Source organism: Nitrobacter sp. Nb-311A, assembly GCF_000152905.1.
In the GTDB taxonomy this organism is placed as follows: Bacteria; Pseudomonadota; Alphaproteobacteria; order Rhizobiales; family Xanthobacteraceae; genus Nitrobacter.
Genome location: NZ_CH672418.1, coordinates 300,723 through 317,700 on the forward strand (window position 1 = coordinate 300,723; position 16,978 = coordinate 317,700).

18 protein-coding genes and 3 pseudogenes are annotated in these 16,978 nt (G+C 62.6%); 15 read left to right on the top strand and 6 right to left on the bottom strand.

What is annotated here, in order from left to right; all coding sequences use genetic code 11:
* Positions 1-3 precede the first annotated feature (3 nt).
* Positions 4-2,286, bottom strand: a complete 2,283-nt coding sequence (locus tag NB311A_RS14765; protein ID WP_009799421.1) for a transglycosylase domain-containing protein — start codon at positions 2,284-2,286, stop codon at positions 4-6.
* Between the two features lie 309 nt (positions 2,287-2,595).
* On the opposite strand from NB311A_RS14765, the gene NB311A_RS14770 reads away from it, so the two are divergent.
* The 4 genes from NB311A_RS14770 to NB311A_RS22075 all read left to right on the top strand — a co-directional run bounded on the left by NB311A_RS14770 (position 2,596) and on the right by NB311A_RS22075 (position 5,864).
* Positions 2,596-3,126 (top strand): YcgN family cysteine cluster protein, encoded by a 531-nt coding sequence (locus tag NB311A_RS14770; RefSeq protein WP_040675481.1) that lies wholly within the window; start codon positions 2,596-2,598, stop codon positions 3,124-3,126.
* Positions 3,127-3,420: 294 nt separating this feature from the next.
* Positions 3,421-4,977 (top strand): MDR family MFS transporter, encoded by a 1,557-nt coding sequence (locus NB311A_RS14775; protein WP_009799423.1) that lies wholly within the window; start codon positions 3,421-3,423, stop codon positions 4,975-4,977.
* 239 nt (positions 4,978-5,216) lie between these two features.
* A complete protein-coding gene (locus NB311A_RS22690; protein WP_009799424.1) occupies positions 5,217-5,396 on the top strand; it encodes a Flp family type IVb pilin in 180 nt (59 codons plus the stop codon).
* 315 nt (positions 5,397-5,711) lie between these two features.
* Positions 5,712-5,864: a hypothetical protein gene (locus NB311A_RS22075; protein ID WP_009799425.1), complete on the top strand. Its 153-nt coding sequence runs from the start codon at positions 5,712-5,714 to the stop codon at positions 5,862-5,864.
* A 256-nt stretch (positions 5,865-6,120) separates the two neighbouring features.
* On the opposite strand, the gene NB311A_RS22080 is transcribed toward NB311A_RS22075, so the two are convergent.
* Positions 6,121-6,618: a hypothetical protein gene (locus tag NB311A_RS22080; RefSeq protein ID WP_165475268.1), complete on the bottom strand. Its 498-nt coding sequence runs from the start codon at positions 6,616-6,618 to the stop codon at positions 6,121-6,123.
* Here NB311A_RS22080 and NB311A_RS20715 point away from each other — a divergent pair.
* From NB311A_RS20715 to NB311A_RS14800, 4 genes and pseudogenes are all read left to right on the top strand, one after another.
* A pseudogene (locus tag NB311A_RS20715) lies at positions 6,605-6,865 on the top strand (phage portal protein); the annotation flags it as partial. The gene NB311A_RS22080 and the pseudogene NB311A_RS20715 overlap by 14 nt on opposite strands.
* A gap of 42 nt (positions 6,866-6,907) precedes the next feature.
* Entirely contained in the window at positions 6,908-7,120 is a 213-nt protein-coding gene (locus NB311A_RS14790; RefSeq protein ID WP_009799428.1) for a hypothetical protein, read from the top strand.
* Positions 7,120-7,308, top strand: a complete 189-nt coding sequence (locus tag NB311A_RS14795) for a hypothetical protein (RefSeq protein WP_009799429.1) — start codon at positions 7,120-7,122, stop codon at positions 7,306-7,308. The genes NB311A_RS14790 and NB311A_RS14795 overlap by 1 nt, the downstream gene beginning before the upstream one ends.
* Before the next feature lie 103 nt (positions 7,309-7,411).
* Positions 7,412-8,065, top strand: a pseudogene (locus NB311A_RS14800) (HK97 family phage prohead protease).
* Here the strand turns inward: NB311A_RS14800 and NB311A_RS14805 are convergent.
* Complete coding sequence (locus tag NB311A_RS14805; RefSeq protein WP_245257006.1) at positions 8,055-8,342, bottom strand: hypothetical protein; 288 nt, start codon at positions 8,340-8,342, stop codon at positions 8,055-8,057. The pseudogene NB311A_RS14800 and the gene NB311A_RS14805 sit on opposite strands and share 11 nt — an antisense overlap.
* Before the next feature lie 132 nt (positions 8,343-8,474).
* Here NB311A_RS14805 and NB311A_RS14810 point away from each other — a divergent pair, with 132 nt between their 5' ends.
* From NB311A_RS14810 to NB311A_RS14820, 3 genes are all read left to right on the top strand, one after another.
* Positions 8,475-9,728, top strand: a complete 1,254-nt coding sequence (locus tag NB311A_RS14810; protein ID WP_009799434.1) for a phage major capsid protein — start codon at positions 8,475-8,477, stop codon at positions 9,726-9,728.
* Positions 9,729-10,050: 322 nt separating this feature from the next.
* Positions 10,051-10,701, top strand: a complete 651-nt coding sequence (locus NB311A_RS14815) for a hypothetical protein (RefSeq protein ID WP_009799436.1) — start codon at positions 10,051-10,053, stop codon at positions 10,699-10,701.
* Positions 10,698-11,075, top strand: coding sequence for a DUF2019 domain-containing protein (locus NB311A_RS14820; protein ID WP_009799437.1), 378 nt, complete (start codon positions 10,698-10,700; stop codon positions 11,073-11,075). Before NB311A_RS14815 ends, NB311A_RS14820 begins: the two co-directional genes overlap by 4 nt.
* A 1-nt stretch (position 11,076) precedes the next feature.
* Here NB311A_RS14820 and NB311A_RS14825 read toward each other — a convergent pair whose 3' ends face one another.
* Positions 11,077-11,787 (bottom strand): trypsin-like serine protease, encoded by a 711-nt coding sequence (locus NB311A_RS14825; RefSeq protein WP_207382386.1) that lies wholly within the window; start codon positions 11,785-11,787, stop codon positions 11,077-11,079.
* A 110-nt stretch (positions 11,788-11,897) separates the two neighbouring features.
* Here NB311A_RS14825 and NB311A_RS14830 point away from each other — a divergent pair, with 110 nt between their 5' ends.
* Positions 11,898-12,461 carry a head-tail connector protein gene (locus NB311A_RS14830; protein WP_009799439.1) on the top strand — a complete coding sequence of 188 codons (564 nt, stop codon included), beginning with the start codon at positions 11,898-11,900 and terminating at the stop codon, positions 12,459-12,461.
* 32 nt (positions 12,462-12,493) lie between these two features.
* Positions 12,494-12,880 (top strand): annotated as a pseudogene (locus NB311A_RS20725) (DUF3168 domain-containing protein); the annotation flags it as partial.
* 20 nt (positions 12,881-12,900) lie between these two features.
* Here the strand turns inward: NB311A_RS20725 and NB311A_RS14840 are convergent.
* Both NB311A_RS14840 and NB311A_RS22085 read right to left on the bottom strand, forming a co-directional pair.
* Complete coding sequence (locus NB311A_RS14840; protein WP_245257007.1) at positions 12,901-13,818, bottom strand: tyrosine-type recombinase/integrase; 918 nt, start codon at positions 13,816-13,818, stop codon at positions 12,901-12,903.
* Between the two features lie 206 nt (positions 13,819-14,024).
* Complete coding sequence (locus tag NB311A_RS22085) at positions 14,025-14,192, bottom strand: hypothetical protein (protein ID WP_165475269.1); 168 nt, start codon at positions 14,190-14,192, stop codon at positions 14,025-14,027.
* 429 nt (positions 14,193-14,621) lie between these two features.
* Between NB311A_RS22085 and istA the strand changes: the two genes are divergently transcribed.
* Together istA and istB are read left to right on the top strand one after the other, a co-directional pair.
* On the top strand, positions 14,622-16,121 hold the full coding sequence (istA, locus tag NB311A_RS14845; protein WP_009796680.1) for an IS21 family transposase: 1,500 nt from the start codon (positions 14,622-14,624) through the stop codon (positions 16,119-16,121).
* On the top strand, positions 16,121-16,978 hold an 858-nt coding region (istB, locus tag NB311A_RS14850), incomplete at its 3' end, for an IS21-like element helper ATPase IstB (RefSeq protein ID WP_009797880.1). The genes istA and istB, both read left to right, overlap by 1 nt.

Genomic DNA, 16,978 nt, shown 5'->3' on the forward strand with positions numbered 1-16,978 from the left:
GCTCTATTTCTTGCCTGACGCCGGGATTGCTCGGTCGCTGGACGTTGCGGCCGCGAGGCTTTTGGCGTCGCCGTTGGGCAAGGCGGGATTGAGGGCGTCCGAGCGAGCCGGATTGACCGGTTCTTTGGCTGATGTTTTTCCGATTGTCCTGGCTGCTTCATCAAGCATCTTTTCCACACGGACCAGGATATCGGCTCCGCGCTTGGTCAGGATAGGCGGGGGCGCCGGGGTTGGACTGTCCTGGCCGGCATTGGTTTTGGCAGTCGCGTCGGCGATCGATTTCGCTGGCGTTGCAACACCGGGGATATTTTTGATTTCGATGCCGCGGTGTGCGGCTGTCATGATGTCGTGCCAGGTTTGGGCGGGTAGCGCGCCGCCGGTCAGGCGGTTGGTGGGGGAATAGTCGTCATTGCCGTACCAGACACCGCACGCAAAGTTGCCAGTGTAGCCGACGAACCAGGCGTCGCGATAAGCGTTTGTGGTGCCGGTCTTGCCCGCGGCCGGAATGCCATCGAGGATCGCGCGGCGCGCGGTGCCTTCGCTGACCACATGACTCATCATGCCCGCCATGTCTGCGGCGACCGAAGGCGGAATGATCTGGCGCGGTGCGGGACCGTCGCGATCGTAACGCCACACCAGATCGCCCGCGCCGGTGCGGACCTCCAGAACCGCGTGCGGAGCCACCGCCTTGCCTTTGTTCGGAAACGTCACATAGGCGACAGCGTGTTCGAGTACGTTGACCTCGTCGGCCCCGATCGGCAGCGAGGGCGTGTCGGGCAGTGGCGTGACGATGCCGAACTTGCGGGCGACCTCGACGATCTTGGCGCGGCCGGCTTTAGCGGGGTTCTTTGAACCCTTGCCGAGCGCGATCGAGAGCTTGACCGGCACGACATTGATCGAGCGCGTCAGCGCCTGGGTTAGTGTCACAGTCCCTGAATAGGAATGGCCATAATTCTGCGGACACCAGTTGCCGAGGCAGACGGGACCGTCGACGATCTTGGATGTCGGCGTGAATCCGTTGAGCAACGCCGTGGTGTAAACATACGGCTTGAATGATGATCCGGGCTGGCGCAACGCATCCGTCGCGCGATTGAACTGGCTCGCGCCGTAATCGCGCCCGCCCACCATTGCGCGTACGCCACCGTCGAGATCCGCGACGACCGTAGCCGCTTGCGTCGCGTGATAGTCGCGTCCGAACTGACGCAACTGGTTCTCGATTGCTTCTTCCGCCGCGTGCTGCACATTCATGTCAATGGCGGTGCGCACGACGAACACCCGCTCGGTGTAGGAGCGCGGAAACGTGTCGACCAGTCTGCGCATTTCCTCGAATGCCCAGTCGAGATAATAGTTCGGTGAGCTCTCGTCGCGGCGGTCGACCGCGGTAGCGGGATTGCGCCGCGCACCGAACACCTGGCCCTCGGTCATGAAGCCTGCATCGACCATGTTGTCGAGTACCTGGTTGGCGCGGGCACGGGCGGCGGGCAGGTTGATATGCGGCGCGTATTTTGTCGGCGCCTTGAACAAGCCGGCGAGCATGGCGGATTCGGCGAGGTTGACGTCACGCACCGACTTGTTGAAGTAGAAATGCGCTGCCCCGTCGACGCCGAAGGTTCCGCCGCCCATGTAGGCTCGATCGAGATACAGCTTCAGGATCTCGTTCTTGCTCAGTCGGGTTTCCAGCCAGATTGCGAGAAAGGCCTCATTGACCTTGCGCTCGATGGTGCGCTCGTTGGAGAGGAAGAGGTTTTTTGCGAGCTGCTGGGTTATTGAGGAGCCGCCTTGCCGCACGCCACCTGCTTGCGCATTGGTCACCAGCGCGCGGAAGGTACCGCCGACGTCAATGCCGAAGTGATCGTAGAAGCGGCGATCTTCGGTCGCGAGCGTCGCCTTGATCAGGTTGTCGGGAAATTCTTCCAGCGGAATCGAATCGTTATGTTTGATGCCGCGGCTGCCAATCCGATTGCCATAGCGATCGAGGAACGTCACCGCGAGATCGGATTTCTTCAGCCAGTCCTCGTCGGCGGTTTCGCGGAATGCCGGTTGTGCCAGCGCCAGCAGGAGAACGAGACCGCCAAGACCTATGGTTGCACATTCCGACAGCGGCTCGATGAATACCCAGCGTTTCCAATGGCCGACATAAAAGCGGTCCATGAAGGTGGAGAAGCGCTCATAAAGTTCGCGCGTGCCGGCCGCCGAGGAGAACAGGGTCGAATCGATGCGCGCATCGAGGTCCAGCAGGAGATGCCGGATTCGTTTCTTCCAATCGGAGGGCAGGATGTTGCGCACCGGGGCCTGTGACCGATCTGCGGCATGGCAGCGCCTTCATCCGGGGCGCCGTTTTGCCAACCTCATGCAAGAATGTTGCGGCAAACCCAAGGCATCTCAAGACCGCGCTGGAATATCATTATGGCCTCCTCGGGAAAGCCGGTTTTCTTCTATCCGAGCACGGATGATAAACCAATGGCGGTCGCGATTTCGGCCTGGCGCAACTTTGGCGCCCCGGGCCCTGAGGCGCTTGCGCGCAGTGCCGGCAAAGCCCATAGACGGAAAGCGACTTTTCGGCATACCTCCCGGCACAACCCTTGGCGTATTCACATGACCCAGCGACCCCCGCAAGCGTCGGAACAGCAAGCGTCGGAACAGAATGGGTTCTTCTGGAAGACCAAATCTCTGGATGAGATGTCCGGCGCCGAATGGGAAAGCCTGTGCGATGGTTGCGCGCGCTGCTGCCTGGAGAAGCTGGAAGACGAGGATACCGGCGACATTTACTTCACCCATGTTTCCTGCCGGCTTCTGGATGCCGGGCTCTGTGCCTGCAAGGATTATCAGAAGCGTTCCGAACAGGTTCCGGACTGCGTCCGCCTGACGCCGGACAATGTCCGTACCTTGAACTGGTTGCCGCCGAGCTGCGGTTACCGTCTGGTTGCGGAGGGGCGGGACCTCTATTGGTGGCACCCTCTGATTTCCGGTGACCCGAATACCGTCCACGAGGCGGGTGTCTCGGTGCGTGGCCGGGTTCGCGGCACCGAGGATGAGATTCCCGATTCTGAACTGGAGGATCACATCGTGCAGTGGCCGGTTCGACTGCCGAAGCGCGCCCGGCTTCGGAAACCGCCGGGGAGTTGACCGATCCTTCCTGCAATTTGCGATCCTGAACGGTGGTGTTTTCGAGCGAAGCATGTTCTCACGCTTGACCCGAGGAGGGAATCCCGGTTCGCGTGAGAGAACGCGCCAAACCAAAAAGCTAAAATCCTCACCGTTTTCGTAAAGCGGTGAAAGACCCTGAAGACCTCTTTATTCCGTCCGTCGCTGTCCGAACGCGCGCCTCAAGCGTTATAGTCACGAAGCGGCAAACCGTGACGGTCTCCCCCGTGACAGTCTCCGCATCCTGTTAGCCAGATCATATTTTTGTCTGTCCGCATGAATACATTCGAGCGTTTGGGTCCGGGTCCGTCCGATTCCCCGATTCTACCCGGCGATACCGCTCCCGAAGCCGCGGCGGGTCCGGGCGAGGCTGACGGTAACGGCGATGCGCGGCCGGTCGTGACACCCGGGCCGCTGAGCCGGGCCGAGGTTCGCACCATTGTGGCCAGCCTGATGCTGACCATGTTCCTTGCCGCCCTTGACCAGACCATTGTCGCAACCGCGCTGCCGACCATCGGCCGCCAGTTCCGCGATGTTACCACCCTGTCGTGGATCATCACGGCCTATCTGTTGGCTTCGACCGCGGTCGCGCCCTTGTTCGGCACGTTGAGCGATATCTACGGTCGACGCTCCATGATCGTCACCGCGCTCGGTTTATTCATCATGGGCTCGGTCCTGTGCGCACTGGCGCCGAACATGGCGACGCTGATCGTGGCGCGCGGAGTGCAGGGCATCGGCGGCGGCGGCATCCTGCCCGTGGTGCAGACAGTTATCTCCGATGTGATGGCTCCACGGGAACGCGGTCAGTATCAGGCTTATTTCAGCGGCGTGTGGACCGCGGCCGGCATCGCGGGACCGGTGCTGGGCGGCGTGTTCGCCGAGCACCTGCACTGGTCGATGATCTTCTGGATCAACGTGCCGCTCGGTCTCGTCTCTCTGGTGTTGCTGTTGCCGAAAATGGGCAAGATTCCGGTATTCCACCGCCGCCGCCGAGTGGACTGGACCGGCGGGCTGCTGCTGATGGCATCGGCAGTGGCATTCATGCTGGTCTTGACATGGGGAGGCAGTCGCTTCGCCTGGCTGTCGCCGGAAATCGCCGCCGTGCTTGGCGCCTCGCTTGTGCTGGCCACGGTCTTTGTCCGGCACGCGGGCAAGACGTCCGAACCATTTTTGCCGCTGTCGCTGATAGGGGGCACCGTGGTTCCCTATGCGATAGCGGCAGGCGCCCTCGCGCTCGGCGCGATCATCGGGATTACGGTGCATCTGCCGTTGTACTATCAGATCGTCCACCATCTCAGCGCCAGCGAATCCGGACTGGCGCTGATTCCGATCGCAGCGGTTTCGACCGGCGGCGCGATGCTTGCGGGCCGCACCATGACGCGCACCGTCCATTACAAGCGGGTGGCGGTATTCGGAACGGCGTTTGCAGCCATCGTGGCTGCGATTATGGCGATGGTGACGATGCCGCTATGGCCGCTGCTGGCGTTGCTATCATTGTTCGCTTTCGGTCTCGGCACCATATTTCCGGTCAGCGTGGTATCGTTGCAGAATGCGGTGGCGCGTCAGCAGGTCGGCACCGTTACCGGGGCGATGAATTTTTTTCGCGCGCTGGTTTCCTCGTTTGCCGTCGCCGCATTCGCCGCCATCCTGCTAATGGCGCTGGGAACCGATGCCTCGATCGGCAATGAGCGCGGTGGCGGGGCTACGATCTCAGCCTCCGACCTTACGACCGCATTTCGCTATGTGTTCGCCGCCACGGCTGCGATGCTGGCGGGAGCCGCGCTGCTGCTGATGCGAATGGAGGAACGGCCGCTCGCCGGCCCTTCGGCCTGATCGGCACGGCGGGTTTCGTCGTTATAGCGTTTTCGAGCGAAGTGGAAACCGGTTCGCGTGAAGAAAAAAACGCGTCAAAACAACAGTCTGGAGCTTCGCTTCTGATCTGACCAGAAGCGAAAATGCTCCCCGCCTTAAACATTCATTCAGGGCGTCGTTTAGGGTCTGGGCAATCTTTCATCTTTAAGTTGAGTTGCGAGGAAGGAACGCGGAAACAATCGCGGATCCAGACAGCGGAGTTGACATTGCGTCGCCTTGCACGGTTTGCGTCGAAATTTCTGTGGGACGAATCAGGCGCGACGGCGATCGAATATGCGCTGATCGCCTCCGGCATCAGCATCGTCATCGTCGCCGCCGTCATCGGCATCGGCGGTTCGCTGAAAGACCGCTTCGACGGGTTGAACGGCTTGCTGAAATAAGGCGCCTCCGCGATGGGTAAATTTCCCTAGGAAAAAATACCTTGACAAGCGTGACGCTGCCGGAGTAGGTTTACGCCATGCTCCAGAGTTGCGCCGAGATATCCACGGCGATGCTTCCCCCCGATTTACGCCATCCGTTCCCTTGGACGGCCGAGGGAACCGAAAGGGATTGCCTGGGACCCGGATGCGAACTCAAGCGATCTATCGCGTACCCTTTGCCCGGAACCTCGCAAAGGGGTCCGACGTTGCTCTTGATTAAATACGAGCGTTTTTCGAGCGAAAGGCTTGGATCGTAGGAGCAAGGGGAGAACGAGAATGACGACGGAAGAACGCAGTCAAACTGCGCAACCATCCATGGAGATGCGGCAGCCCGAGCTTGAGCCCTCCGCCCTGTTGTTGTTGACCATCAGCATCGGCCTGGCATCGTTGATCCTTTGCGTAGTGTGGCTCGTATTCGTCCACCAGTGAATTCGACTTAAGAACTGTCGGACAGGATTGTTGCTTGGACGGCCGGGGGTGACGTCGGTCCCTGGGACGGAAATTCTCAACGTCTCATCTCAGTCCGGAAGCTCGGCGGGACCGGTTCCGCTTGAAGGGAGTTTTGATCTTCATGAGTACGACGCGAACCGGCAAACCGGCACGAAAGCCGGCGGCGGGGCGCGTTGCCTCTGCATCGAAGAAGGTGCCCTCAGTTCGGAACAAGCCGCTCGCGCCGGCATCGACATCAAAGGCGCAAAAGGCGAAGACGGAAGCAGCGACAAAGCGGAGCGCGGCTGGCGCATCGCCAGCGGGCAAGACACGCGCCGCCGTCGCCGCGCGCAAGGCGACGATCGCCGCCACCACGCGCTACGTGGATGACGCGCCAATCATCGTGGATGATGACGATAGCGCGGCGAAGGCCGGATTGAGCCGGCAGCGCACGCGGCGAACAACCGTGCGGCGCCAGGATCAGCCCAGCCCGCGCATCAAGCGCACCGCGGTCGAGCGTGTCGACGATCCGCCGCCGGCGACGGGCGCGCTTCTGATCGAGAGGGTAACGCGCGCGATCGAGCGCGAATTGTCCCTGATCGAGGTGATCGTCGGCGGCAGTCATCTGAAACCGCAGCAGCGCACCGAGGCCGAGCGCCGCGCCCGCACGCTGGCCAGTCTCGCCCGTACGCTGGGGGAGGTGACGCGGCTGCGCGCCAGTGAGGAAAAGGTGAAGCCCGTTTCTGGAAGCCAATCGCTGCTTTTTTCGTCAGACCGTGCTGCCGCTGGCGTCGCGTATCGGAAATTCGTTCGCGCAGTGGCTGTCGCCGCAGTTCGGCGAAAGCATTCGCATCGTCGTCGACACCGACAGGATCGACGCGCTCGCCTCCGATCGTGCCGCATTGTGGGAACGAGTCAGCAACGCGGCCTTTCTCACGCTCAATGAGAAGCGTGAAGCGGTCGGCTATGCGCCGATCGAGGGCGGCGACCGCCTGGAGTGAACCGTCACTCTCCCGCAAGGGGAAAAACGCAGGAATGTCGTCATGTCTGATCTCATCCGCATCTTCAGCGATCGCGGTGATCTCGCGCATCTCGCGCTGTTTCTATGGGCCAGCGCCGCGAGCGCCGGTCTGCTGTTCGCGCTTCGCGAACTGTCGGCGGCCTCGCGCCGTTTCGACGATTTCGTCCGCGAGTTGCAGCGCTTCAACCGCACGGCGCATCGTCGCGCCGAAAATCTCAAAGAGGATCTGGACTGATGGATACCCTTCACAGCGTGTTACGCTCGTTCGGCACCGAGACAAAATCCTCGCGCGATCATCTCACCGTGTTCCGCGAATTTCTCGCGCATCTTGATCGCGCCCAGCGCAAGCCGCCGGCCGCCCGCGCGCCCCGCGCGAAATCCCAGGCGCGGCGCAAGCCGGTGAAGCGCAGCCGCAAGGGATGACGTTCATCCGGTGACGTCCGGCGCTTCGCAAGAGCGCGCAGCGCGCCACGCGCCGTCTTCAAATTTCAAGAATCCCATTCCCTTGCCCGTTGCGAGGCCGATCATGCACGCTCCGCTGTCATCTGTGTCACGTCTGTCGTTCTCCGGCGACGGCACGGTCGAAGGCTACGCCAGTCTGTTCGGCGAGATCGACCAGGCGCGCGACATGATGATGCCCGGCGCGTTCACGCAGACGCTGAAGGCGCGGGGGTTGCGCAGGATACCGATGCTGTTCCAGCACGATCCCGCCGAGCCGGTCGGGGTCTGGCTCGAACTGTACGAAGATTTTCGCGGCCTGTAGGCGCGGGGAAAGCTGATTCCCGACGTGACGCGCGCGCGCGAACTGATCGCCCTGGTCGAGGCCGGCGCGGTTGACGGACTGTCGATCGGCTATCGCACCGTGCGCGGCCGGATCGACCCGCGCACGCGCGTGCGTCACCTCTATCAGGTCGACCTGTGGGAAATTTCCATCGTCACGTTTCCGCTGCTGGCGGGAGCGCGTGTCCGCGCGGTGAAGCAGGCGTCGTCCCGATCGTCGTGCTCAACCGCGCGGGCGCAAGCCGAGCGCAAGTGGCGGAGCATGAGGCAGGCCGCGGATGAACCGGCGCCGTCGCTCCGCCCGCGCCCGGTGGTGATGTCGCTGCGCGGCAGGGAAGCACGGCGCGCCGCGCTGCAAGGCGCGATGCATACGCGGTCAGGAGCCCGGATCACCACTTGAACGCCAGCCCAAGTGCAAGGCCTGCGATGGCTCCGACGCAGATCGCCGCGCCGCCGGCGGCCATGCCCCAGTTCAGGAAATAAAGCGCTATCGACAGCAGCGTTTTTTCGGAGCTGGCGCTCAGCATCACGAACGATACCGCGAACGTGGCCAGCAACACGACGCAGACGGCGATCCAGAACCAGGCGGCGCCTCGCTTTGAGGGCTGCATCGCATACCACGCGCTGGCGGTCGCGGCGACGGCCAGGGTTATCCAGACAAAGATCAGAAATCGCATGGTTCGCCTCGACGTGCTGCCGTTGCCGGGGGCCATTCTAGCGCACACCCGCGCGCAAGTCTCGAGTTTCAAACAAGTCTTGAGCGTCAGGCACGACGGGGGGCGAAGTTATTTTGACCAAGGAGAGAATGAATGGACTTCGATATCACCGACATGGCGCCGGAGCATAAGTCCGGCGGCGCCGCGCGCGGCGGCTACGACGACCTCCGCGTCACCTTCGAGGAATTCAAGGCGGCCAACGACGAACGCCTGGCGCGGCTGGAGCAGAAGCGCGGCGACGTGCTGCTGGAGGAGAAGGTCGATCGCATCAATGCCGCGCTCGACGCCCAGCACAGGCGCATGGATGAACTGGCGCTCAAGCACGCCCGTCCGGCGCTCGAAGGCCGCACCGGTGTCCTCAGCGATGCGGCCTCCCGCGAGCACAAAAGCGCCTTCGAGGCTTACGTTCGCGGCGGGGAAGCCGGCGCCTTGCGCGCGCTGGAGACCAAGGCGATGTCGGCGGGCTCCAATCCGGACGGCGGCTATCTCGTTCCGGTCGAACTCGAGCACGAGATCGGGCAGCGGCTGGCGGCGATCTCGCCGATCCGCGCGCTGGCGTCGGTTCGCACCATCTCGGGCAATGTCTACAAGAAGCCGTTCATGACCGCGGTCCCCGCCACGGGCTGGGTCGGTGAGACGGATTCGCGAACGCAAACCACCTCGCCGACGCTGGATGCCCTGAGCTTTCCAGCGATGGAGCTTTACGCCATGCCGGCGGCGACCGCGACGCTGCTCGATGATTCCGCCGTCAACATCGACGAGTGGATCGCGCAGGAGGTCGAGCTGACATTCGCGGTGCAGGAAGGCGCGGCCTTCGTCAATGGCGACGGCACCAACAAGCCGAAGGGCTTCCTGCAATCCGAAACCGTCGCCAACGGCTCCTGGGTGTGGGGCAAGCTGGGTTTCGTCGCCAGCGGCGCGGCCGGCGCGTTCGCGTCGAGCAACCCGTCTGATGCGCTGGTCGATCTGGTCTATGCGCTGAAGGCCGGCTATCGCCAGAATGCCGCGTTCGTCATGAACCGCAAGACGCAAGCCGCGATCCGCAAGTTCAAGGATACCGGCGGCTCTTATCTGTGGCAGCCGCCGGCGCAGGCCGGCGGACGCGCCTCGCTGATGACCTTCCCGCTGGTCGAGGCCGAGGATATGCCGGACGTTGCCGAGAATTCGCTGTCGATCGCGTTCGGCGATTTCCGCCGCGGCTATCTCGTGGTGGACCGCGCCGGGGTGCGCGTGCTGCGCGATCCGTATTCGGCGAAACCTTACGTGCTGTTCTACACGACCAAGCGCGTCGGCGGCGGCGTGCAGGACTTCGACGCCATCAAGCTGATGAAGTTCGCGGCGAGCTGAGGAAGGTCGCCGGTCCTGCATCATGCGTCATGGCCGGATAAGCGCGCGAAGCGCGTCTTCGCGCAGGTCCCGCGCATGACCTGAAAACTCAGCGGCGCGCTTCTCTGGCGCGCCGTTCTGCGTTTTGGACGCATTCTTCATCAAGGACATTTTCGATGCCATCGCATCATGACGCCTGGCTGCGCCATCAGCAATTGCGGTGGCTGCAGCCGGATGGCGGCCGTTGGATTCGTCCCGACGCCGCGCGGTTTCTCCCGCCCGGCGCAGACGTTGAAAAGCATTTCCGACCCTGGCCCGGAAATACAATCCGAACCAGCCGCGCGTGCCGGCGGGCAATCCGGACGGAGGCCAGTGGACGGATGGTGGCGCAGGAGGAGGCAGCCTCGGTCTCTTTGAGATCACGCCGCGCGACAACACGATCGACGGTGTGCAACTCGCGGGAGATTGGCGGCCGGGGATTGGGCACAACCAAGGTCCGCCACTGGACGAGCCCCCGGAGATTCCGAAGCAGCGGCCAACAACCAGTGCCGAAAGAACGAAATATCTTCGCGCGGCGGCAGGCTGGCTGGCGAGAAACAGCGGCCCGGTCGCAGTTGCGTATGCCGGGACAATGAATAATGTAGAATGGCTCAAAGACTATCACGCCCTCATTCAGGCTGCGCGCGACGAACCGAAATCGCTTGAAGAGTTACAGCAGGGCGTGGGGCAATATCGGCCGGGTTATGATGATCATCACATCGTCGAGCAAACCTGGGCCGAACGGTTTGGCTTCGCGCGCAGCGAAATCGATGATCCGTCCAATCTTGTCAGCATCCCGCGCCTGACGCATTATCGGATCACGGGGTGGTATGGGACGCGGAACGTTAATTTCAACTATCTTTCGCCAAGGGAGTATTTGCGCGATAAGAGTTGGGAAGAGCGTCGGCAGATCGGTCTCGGTGCGTTGGTCATGTTCGGGGTTCTCAAGCCATGATCTTCAGGAAAATCAGACTCGATGCTATGCCCGTCGATCAGCTGGTCGGTCGATTTGCGGCAATCACTGCCGCACAGGACGATGCGCTTCTCGGCCACGAACTCACAAAATTCAATCGTCTCTTTGATCGAATGATGGAAGTCTCGAACGAATTGAAAGGGCGCCCAGGCGATCAACGACGAGCATTGATGGCGCTTTACCACCACCCTAACATGCAGGCCCAGCTGCAGGCAGCCAAGCTCACGCTCGCTGTTGCGCCCGACGAGGCTCGCAAGAAAATTGAGGCTATTGCATCCTCGCGGTGGTTACCGCAATCCGGCGATGCCGGCATGTGCTTGATTAACCTCGATCGTGGAATTTTCAAGCCGACGTAGCTCACGGCCTCGTCCAGCTTCGCGCCGTCTTCAGAATCCAGTCGCGATAGAGCGCCAGCGGCGTGACGCCGGTGAGGCCGCCGCAGCCTGACGCATTGTTCGCGCCCGTCGACCAGCTCACCACGCCGACGATGACGCCGCCGCTGGAATCAAGAATCGCTGGCGCGCCGGAATCTCCGGTGCAAGCGCCAAGGCCCGCGCGCGCATTATGGGTTGCCGGGTCCACCAACCGGATCTGCAAGGTGCCGGGCTTCCCGGTTACAGCGAGGCTTGCCGCGCGGGCCACGCCGCCGCTGCGGCCGTCGCCCGGCGTTGCGACGCCCATGCCGACGACGGTGAGGCGCTGACCGACATTGATCGGCATCAGCGCGCCGCCGATTCGAACCGGTTGCACGGCGAGCGGCGCGGCGAGTTGCAGCAAGCCGATGTCGGCGGTGGCGCGGTGCGCGAGCACGTTCTGCGGGTTGAACTGCGGATGCGCGGCCACGCGCTTGATATCAAGCAGCCGCGGAGGTTGGCTCCCGTAGTCCACCATCTTGGTGGCGACGCCGGTCGCGATGCAGTGCGCGGCGGTGAGGATGATATCGCGCGCGATCAGCGTGCCGGTGCAGGATGAGCCGCGCGAGCCCACGATGGTGACGACGGCGTTCGCCAACGCGGGCGAGGGCGCGCCGCCGCCTCCGACCATGGCAAAAGCAGGGTGCGTCAGCATCACGGCCGCCGCGACCGTAGTTAAACGAATGAATTTTGGAATCATGCCGCGATGAGAGCCATCGCGTCGCGTGCCTGTCAACATATGCGTCGCCACAGCGAGGACATCCGATGCCGTCGATACTCCTGACCGGTCCCGCGGTCGAACCATGGTCGGTCGAGGAGGCCAAGAGCTTCCTGCGCGCCGAGAACGATGACGATGATACGGTCATCGCGTCGCTGATCGCGGCGGCGCGAAGCCATGTCGAGGCGATGACGCGCTGCGCCCTGATCGCGCAGACCTGGCGGGTCGTGCTGGACCAGTGGCCGAAGGACGGCCGCATCAAGCCGGGCCGGGGACCGCTGCGGGCGCTCGCCGCGGCGCGCGTCTACAATTCTGCCGGGATCGCTACGCCGATCGACGCCGGGACGTTCGTTCTCGACAAGGCGGCGGGCGTCATCAATTCATCCGTCTGGATGTTGCCGGGCCGCGTCAGCGCCGGCATCGAACTCGATGTCGAAATTGGATTCGGCGAGGCCGCTTCCGATGTGCCTGACGTGCTGCGCCATGCGGTGCGGACGCTGACCGCGCACTGGTATGAGAACCGCAGCCTTATCGCCATCGGCCAGAGCGTCGCGATGATGCCGGCCAGCGTCAGCGCCATGATCGCGAGCTATCGCATACACGCGCTCTGATCGTTCACGCATTCCCGGAAAAGGACATCACCATGACCAGCGCCAATGCAGCGCTCCGCGCCGCTGTTCACGATGCGCTTGCGGCCGACAGCGGCCTTCATGCCCTACTCGGCGGCAAGCGGGTCTATGACGAGCCGCCGCGCGGGGCGCTGTTGCCTTATGTCTCGATCGGCGAAGCGCGCGTGACAGACTCCTCGGTGGACGAGGGGCCGACACAGGAGCACCAGATCACGCTTCATGCGCGCTCCCGTCAGGGCGGCCAGAGCGAGGCGCACGCCATCGCGGGCGCGGTGTTGCAGGCTCTCGACGATGCGCCGCTGACGCTCACCGCTCACCGGCTGGTCAATTTCCGCTTCGCGGTCGCCGACATCCGGCGCGAGTCCGACGGCCGCACCTATCACGCACAGGTGCGATTCCGCCCCTGGGCACCATTCATCGACTACTCCACTGATTTTCCAGCTATTTTTGGATTTTCGCCCGCACCGTCGGCGAGGTGCGGGCGTTTTTCGTTCGTTGCTTGTACTGGCAACAGCAGTTGCGCGGCGTCGCGCGCCAGCCGCGCACGATCAGCAGACCGTGTGTAGTGCTGTGCCATCTTGCCCGTCGTCCAGCCGAAGATCGCCATCAGTTGACGCTCGCTCGCGCCCTTCTCGGCTGCGCGTGTTGCGCCCGCCTTGCGCAAGCCGTGCGCCGAGCCGGGGCAATTGGCCTCGCGGCACACATCGCGGAACCAGTTGCCGAAACTTTCTTTCCTCCATGGCTGGCCACGCTCGTTAATCAGGAACTCCAGTTCGCCGGTGGGCGTGGCCGCGAGTGACGCCGCGAGCGGTGCCAAAATCGGAATGGCAACCAGTTCACCCGCCTTGCCGCGCGCATGCTTCTCGGTGCGGATGCTAATAACGCCATCTTTCACATGCTGGCGGCCGACGCGTACGGCGTCGCCGCGGCGCAGTCCGGTATAAAGCAATACGTCGAAGGCCAGCCGTTCGCGCGTGCCGACCTTCCAACGCGCTTCGAAACGATCCAGCTCCGCCTGCGTCCAAGTATGAAATCCGTCTGCGTCGTTAGGGCCGGTAAGAAGTTTCACGCCGCTAGTAGGGTTTTTTGTCATCAGCTTTTCTTCAACGCACCACGCGCAGAATGCACGCATGGCCTTGATGAAGCTGTTCGCCTGATGCGGCGTGGCCGCGCGGCGCTCCCGGCCGTCGCGGATAACATCGTCGTCGATTTCCGTGAGCGGTGTTTTGCCGCCGGTCTCAATCACGCGGCGGAAGATGTTCTCGCGCTGCCGGCGCGTCGCCAATGACAGCGTGGCCCACGCCGATGACGCGCGATAACGATCCAGCGCCCACTTCAACGTGCCGCTTTTGCCGATTGCCGATGCGACAAGGGCTGGCGCGGCGTCGAGCGCCGCTCTGTATTCCTGCCAGAACGCCGCACTGCCGTAGTCGGCGCGTAGTCTGATCCGTCCGCCATGATGCCGGCGTACATACCAGACGCGTGCGCCGTGGCGCGTGCGCTCCGAGTGCAGGTAAGGCGGGCGGCGCTTTGGCATATCGCTCCTCACAGCACTGGTTTGCGCCGGGTTACGGCGGGCAGAGCAGGTGCGGTTTCGATTGCGTAGCCGTCGGGGCGCGCGACAATCCTGACAATGGCAAGACCTTGCGCCTTCACCGCGCGTATAGCGCGTTCTAGCTCAGCCTGGGTAATCTTTGCAGAACGATCGGACACTGCCGTTCATCCTAAAAACTGTCCCCTATACTTCCTCTGTTTTTTGACTCGTGTTCGCAACAATTATTTTTTATGGACGGAGTTGCGATTGATGCGTGAATTCAAGCTTTTGTCGAAAGTCAGGGCGCGTCGCGAGAAAAAACGACGGTCGCGAATCACTTTGCGGCGGATTCTGCAAGTGAATAAAACGATTTTCCTCTGGCAAATGAGTCGGCCCTCAAGACGAACTGAGGAAATCATTTTAAGGGCTACTGTCGACGTTACAGGCGCATTGCTATTCGTTATCAGATGCACCTCCCGACTCCCTTCCCTTCTTTGTCATTCGGCATGCAAAATTGACCCCGTAAGCCGGGGGATCGGCGTCCAAAATTGACCCCCTACAGGTTGGCTGTTGCGCTGCCTGCTTTGTCATGAAGCAGGTGGTCGGGGATGCTGATCGTGGAGACGATTGCGCGGATACGGCGCGAACACTTCATCAAGGGCAAGACGATCAAGGAGATCGCCCGTGACCTGAAGGTGTCGCGGAACACGGTCCGGAAGGTGCTGAGGTCGGGCAAGACCTTGTTCGAGTATGAGCGTTCGATCCAGCCGCGCCCCAAACTCGGGCGTTGGGCGGCGGAGCTTGATGAACTGCTGGCGGCGAACGCGGCCAAATCGGCTCGCGAACAGCTGACGCTGATCCGGATCTTCGAAGAGTTGCGCGGACGCGGCTATGACGGCGGCTACGATGCCGTACGGCGTTACGCCAGGCGTTGGAGCAAGGAGCGCGGGCAATCGACCGCGGCGGCCTATGTTCCGTTGAGCTTTGCGGCGGGCGAAGCCTACCAGTTCGACTGGAGCCATGAGATCGTTCTCCTCAACGGCGTGACGGCGATCGTGAAGGTCGCTCATGTCCGGCTGTGCCACAGCCGCATGCTGTTCGTGCGGGCCTATCCGCGGGAGACGCAGGAGATGGTATTCGACGCCCACGACCGGGCGTTCGCACTGTTCAAGGGTACCTGCAGCCGCGGCATCTACGACAACATGAAGACGGCGGTAGAGACGATCTTCGTCGGCAAGGATCGCCGCTACAATCGCCGCTTCCTGCAGATGTGCAGCCACTATCTGATCGATCCGGTCGCCTGCACGCCGGCGTCGGGCTGGGAGAAGGGTCAGGTCGAGAACCAGGTCGGGCTGGTCCGGGAACGGTTCTTCACGCCACGGCTGCGGTTCAAAACCCTGGACGAGTTGAACGCGTGGCTTCTGGATAAGTGCATCGCCTACGCCAAGGCGCACCGACATCCAGAACTGGCCGAACAGACGGTCTGGGAGGTGTTCGAAGCCGAGCGGCCCAAGCTCGTTCCCTATGCTGGCCGGTTCGACGGATTCCACGCGGTGCCGGCATCGGTCTCGAAGACCTGCCTGGTGCGCTTCGACAACAACAAATACTCGGTCGCTGCCAGCGCCGTCGGGCGCCCGGTCGAAGTTCAAGCCTATGCCGATCGCATCGTGATCCGTCAGGACGGGCGCATCGTTGCGGAGCATCCGCGATCGTTCGGACGCGGCGAGACGACCTACAATCCCTGGCACTACGTGCCGGTGCTCGCGCGCAAACCCGGGGCCTTACGTAACGGCGCACCCTTCAAGGACTGGGTGTTGCCGGCCGCGATCGAACGGATCCGGCGCAGGCTCGCCAGCACCGACGACGGCAATCGACAGATGGTCGACATCCTCAATGCGGTGCTGACGGACGGTTTGTCGGCGGTCGAAGCCGCCTGCGCCGAGGCGATCGCTCATGGCGTTCATTCCGCTGACGTCGTTCTCAACATCCTGGCTCGCCAACGCGAACCCGCTGCACCGGCCAACATTATGACGCCGGCGGCACTGACGCTCCGCCATGCGCCGATCGCCGATTGCGCCCGTTACGACAACCTCCGGAGGACCATCTGATGGAACGAACCCAAATCTTCGACCTCATGGGTGAGCTCAAACTCTACGGAATGAGGGCTGCCTTCGACGAGATCATGGCGACGGCCGTCAAGCGCCAGCACGAACCTCAGCACATCGTCGGCGACCTGCTCAGCGCCGAGATCAACGAGAAGCAGGCGCGGTCGATCAAGTACCAGCTCACCATCGCCAAGCTGCCATTGGCCAAGGATCTCGATGACTTCCAGTTCGAAGGCACGCCGATCAATCAGACGCTCGTCAATGATCTCGCCGGCGGCGGCTTCATCGCCCAGCAGCGCAACGTCGTGCTCGTCGGCGGCACCGGCACAGGCAAAACCCACCTGGCCATCGCAATCGCCAGAAGCTGCATCCGATCCGGCGCCCGCGGTCGCTTCTACAACGTGGTCGACCTCGTCAATCGCCTCGAGATCGAGACCCGTAACGGACGTCAGGGCCGGCTTGCCGAACATCTGACCCGGATGGACTTCATCGTGCTCGACGAACTCGGATATCTGCCCTTTGCCCAATCCGGCGGCCAGTTGCTGTTCCATCTCGTCAGCCGGCTCTACGAGCGTGCTTCCGTCATCGTCACCACCAATCTCGCCTTCGGCGAATGGCCCAGCGTGTTCGGCGACGCCAAGATGACCACCGCGCTGCTCGACCGGTTGACCCACCACTGCGACATCGTCGAAACCGGTAACGACAGCTGGCGCTTCAAAAGCCGCGACGACGATCACGCCACCCGCGCTCGTCTCGTCTCCGCAATCCCGGCCAGCTCCGACGAGTCGAGCGCTACCCTCAAACCACGCCGCGCGAAGGGGTCAAAATTGAACGCCGATACGGGGTCAAATTTGCGAGCC

Excerpts from the sequence above, each read along its gene's own strand:
- NB311A_RS14790 (WP_009799428.1), top strand. The coding sequence starts at position 6,908 with ATGTCTGATCTCATCCGCATCTTCAGCGATCGCGGTGATCTCGCGCAT.
- NB311A_RS14820 (WP_009799437.1), top strand. The coding sequence starts at position 10,698 with ATGATCTTCAGGAAAATCAGACTCGATGCTATGCCCGTCGATCAGCTG.
- NB311A_RS14805 (WP_245257006.1), bottom strand. The coding sequence starts at position 8,342 with ATGCGATTTCTGATCTTTGTCTGGATAACCCTGGCCGTCGCCGCGACC.
- NB311A_RS22075 (WP_009799425.1), top strand. The coding sequence starts at position 5,712 with ATGACGACGGAAGAACGCAGTCAAACTGCGCAACCATCCATGGAGATG.
- NB311A_RS14810 (WP_009799434.1), top strand. The coding sequence starts at position 8,475 with ATGGACTTCGATATCACCGACATGGCGCCGGAGCATAAGTCCGGCGGC.
- istA (WP_009796680.1), top strand. The coding sequence starts at position 14,622 with ATGCTGATCGTGGAGACGATTGCGCGGATACGGCGCGAACACTTCATC.
- NB311A_RS14770 (WP_040675481.1), top strand. The coding sequence starts at position 2,596 with ATGACCCAGCGACCCCCGCAAGCGTCGGAACAGCAAGCGTCGGAACAG.
- NB311A_RS14825 (WP_207382386.1), bottom strand. The coding sequence starts at position 11,787 with ATGCTGACGCACCCTGCTTTTGCCATGGTCGGAGGCGGCGGCGCGCCC.
- NB311A_RS14795 (WP_009799429.1), top strand. The coding sequence starts at position 7,120 with ATGGATACCCTTCACAGCGTGTTACGCTCGTTCGGCACCGAGACAAAA.
- NB311A_RS14775 (WP_009799423.1), top strand. The coding sequence starts at position 3,421 with ATGAATACATTCGAGCGTTTGGGTCCGGGTCCGTCCGATTCCCCGATT.
- NB311A_RS14830 (WP_009799439.1), top strand. The coding sequence starts at position 11,898 with ATGCCGTCGATACTCCTGACCGGTCCCGCGGTCGAACCATGGTCGGTC.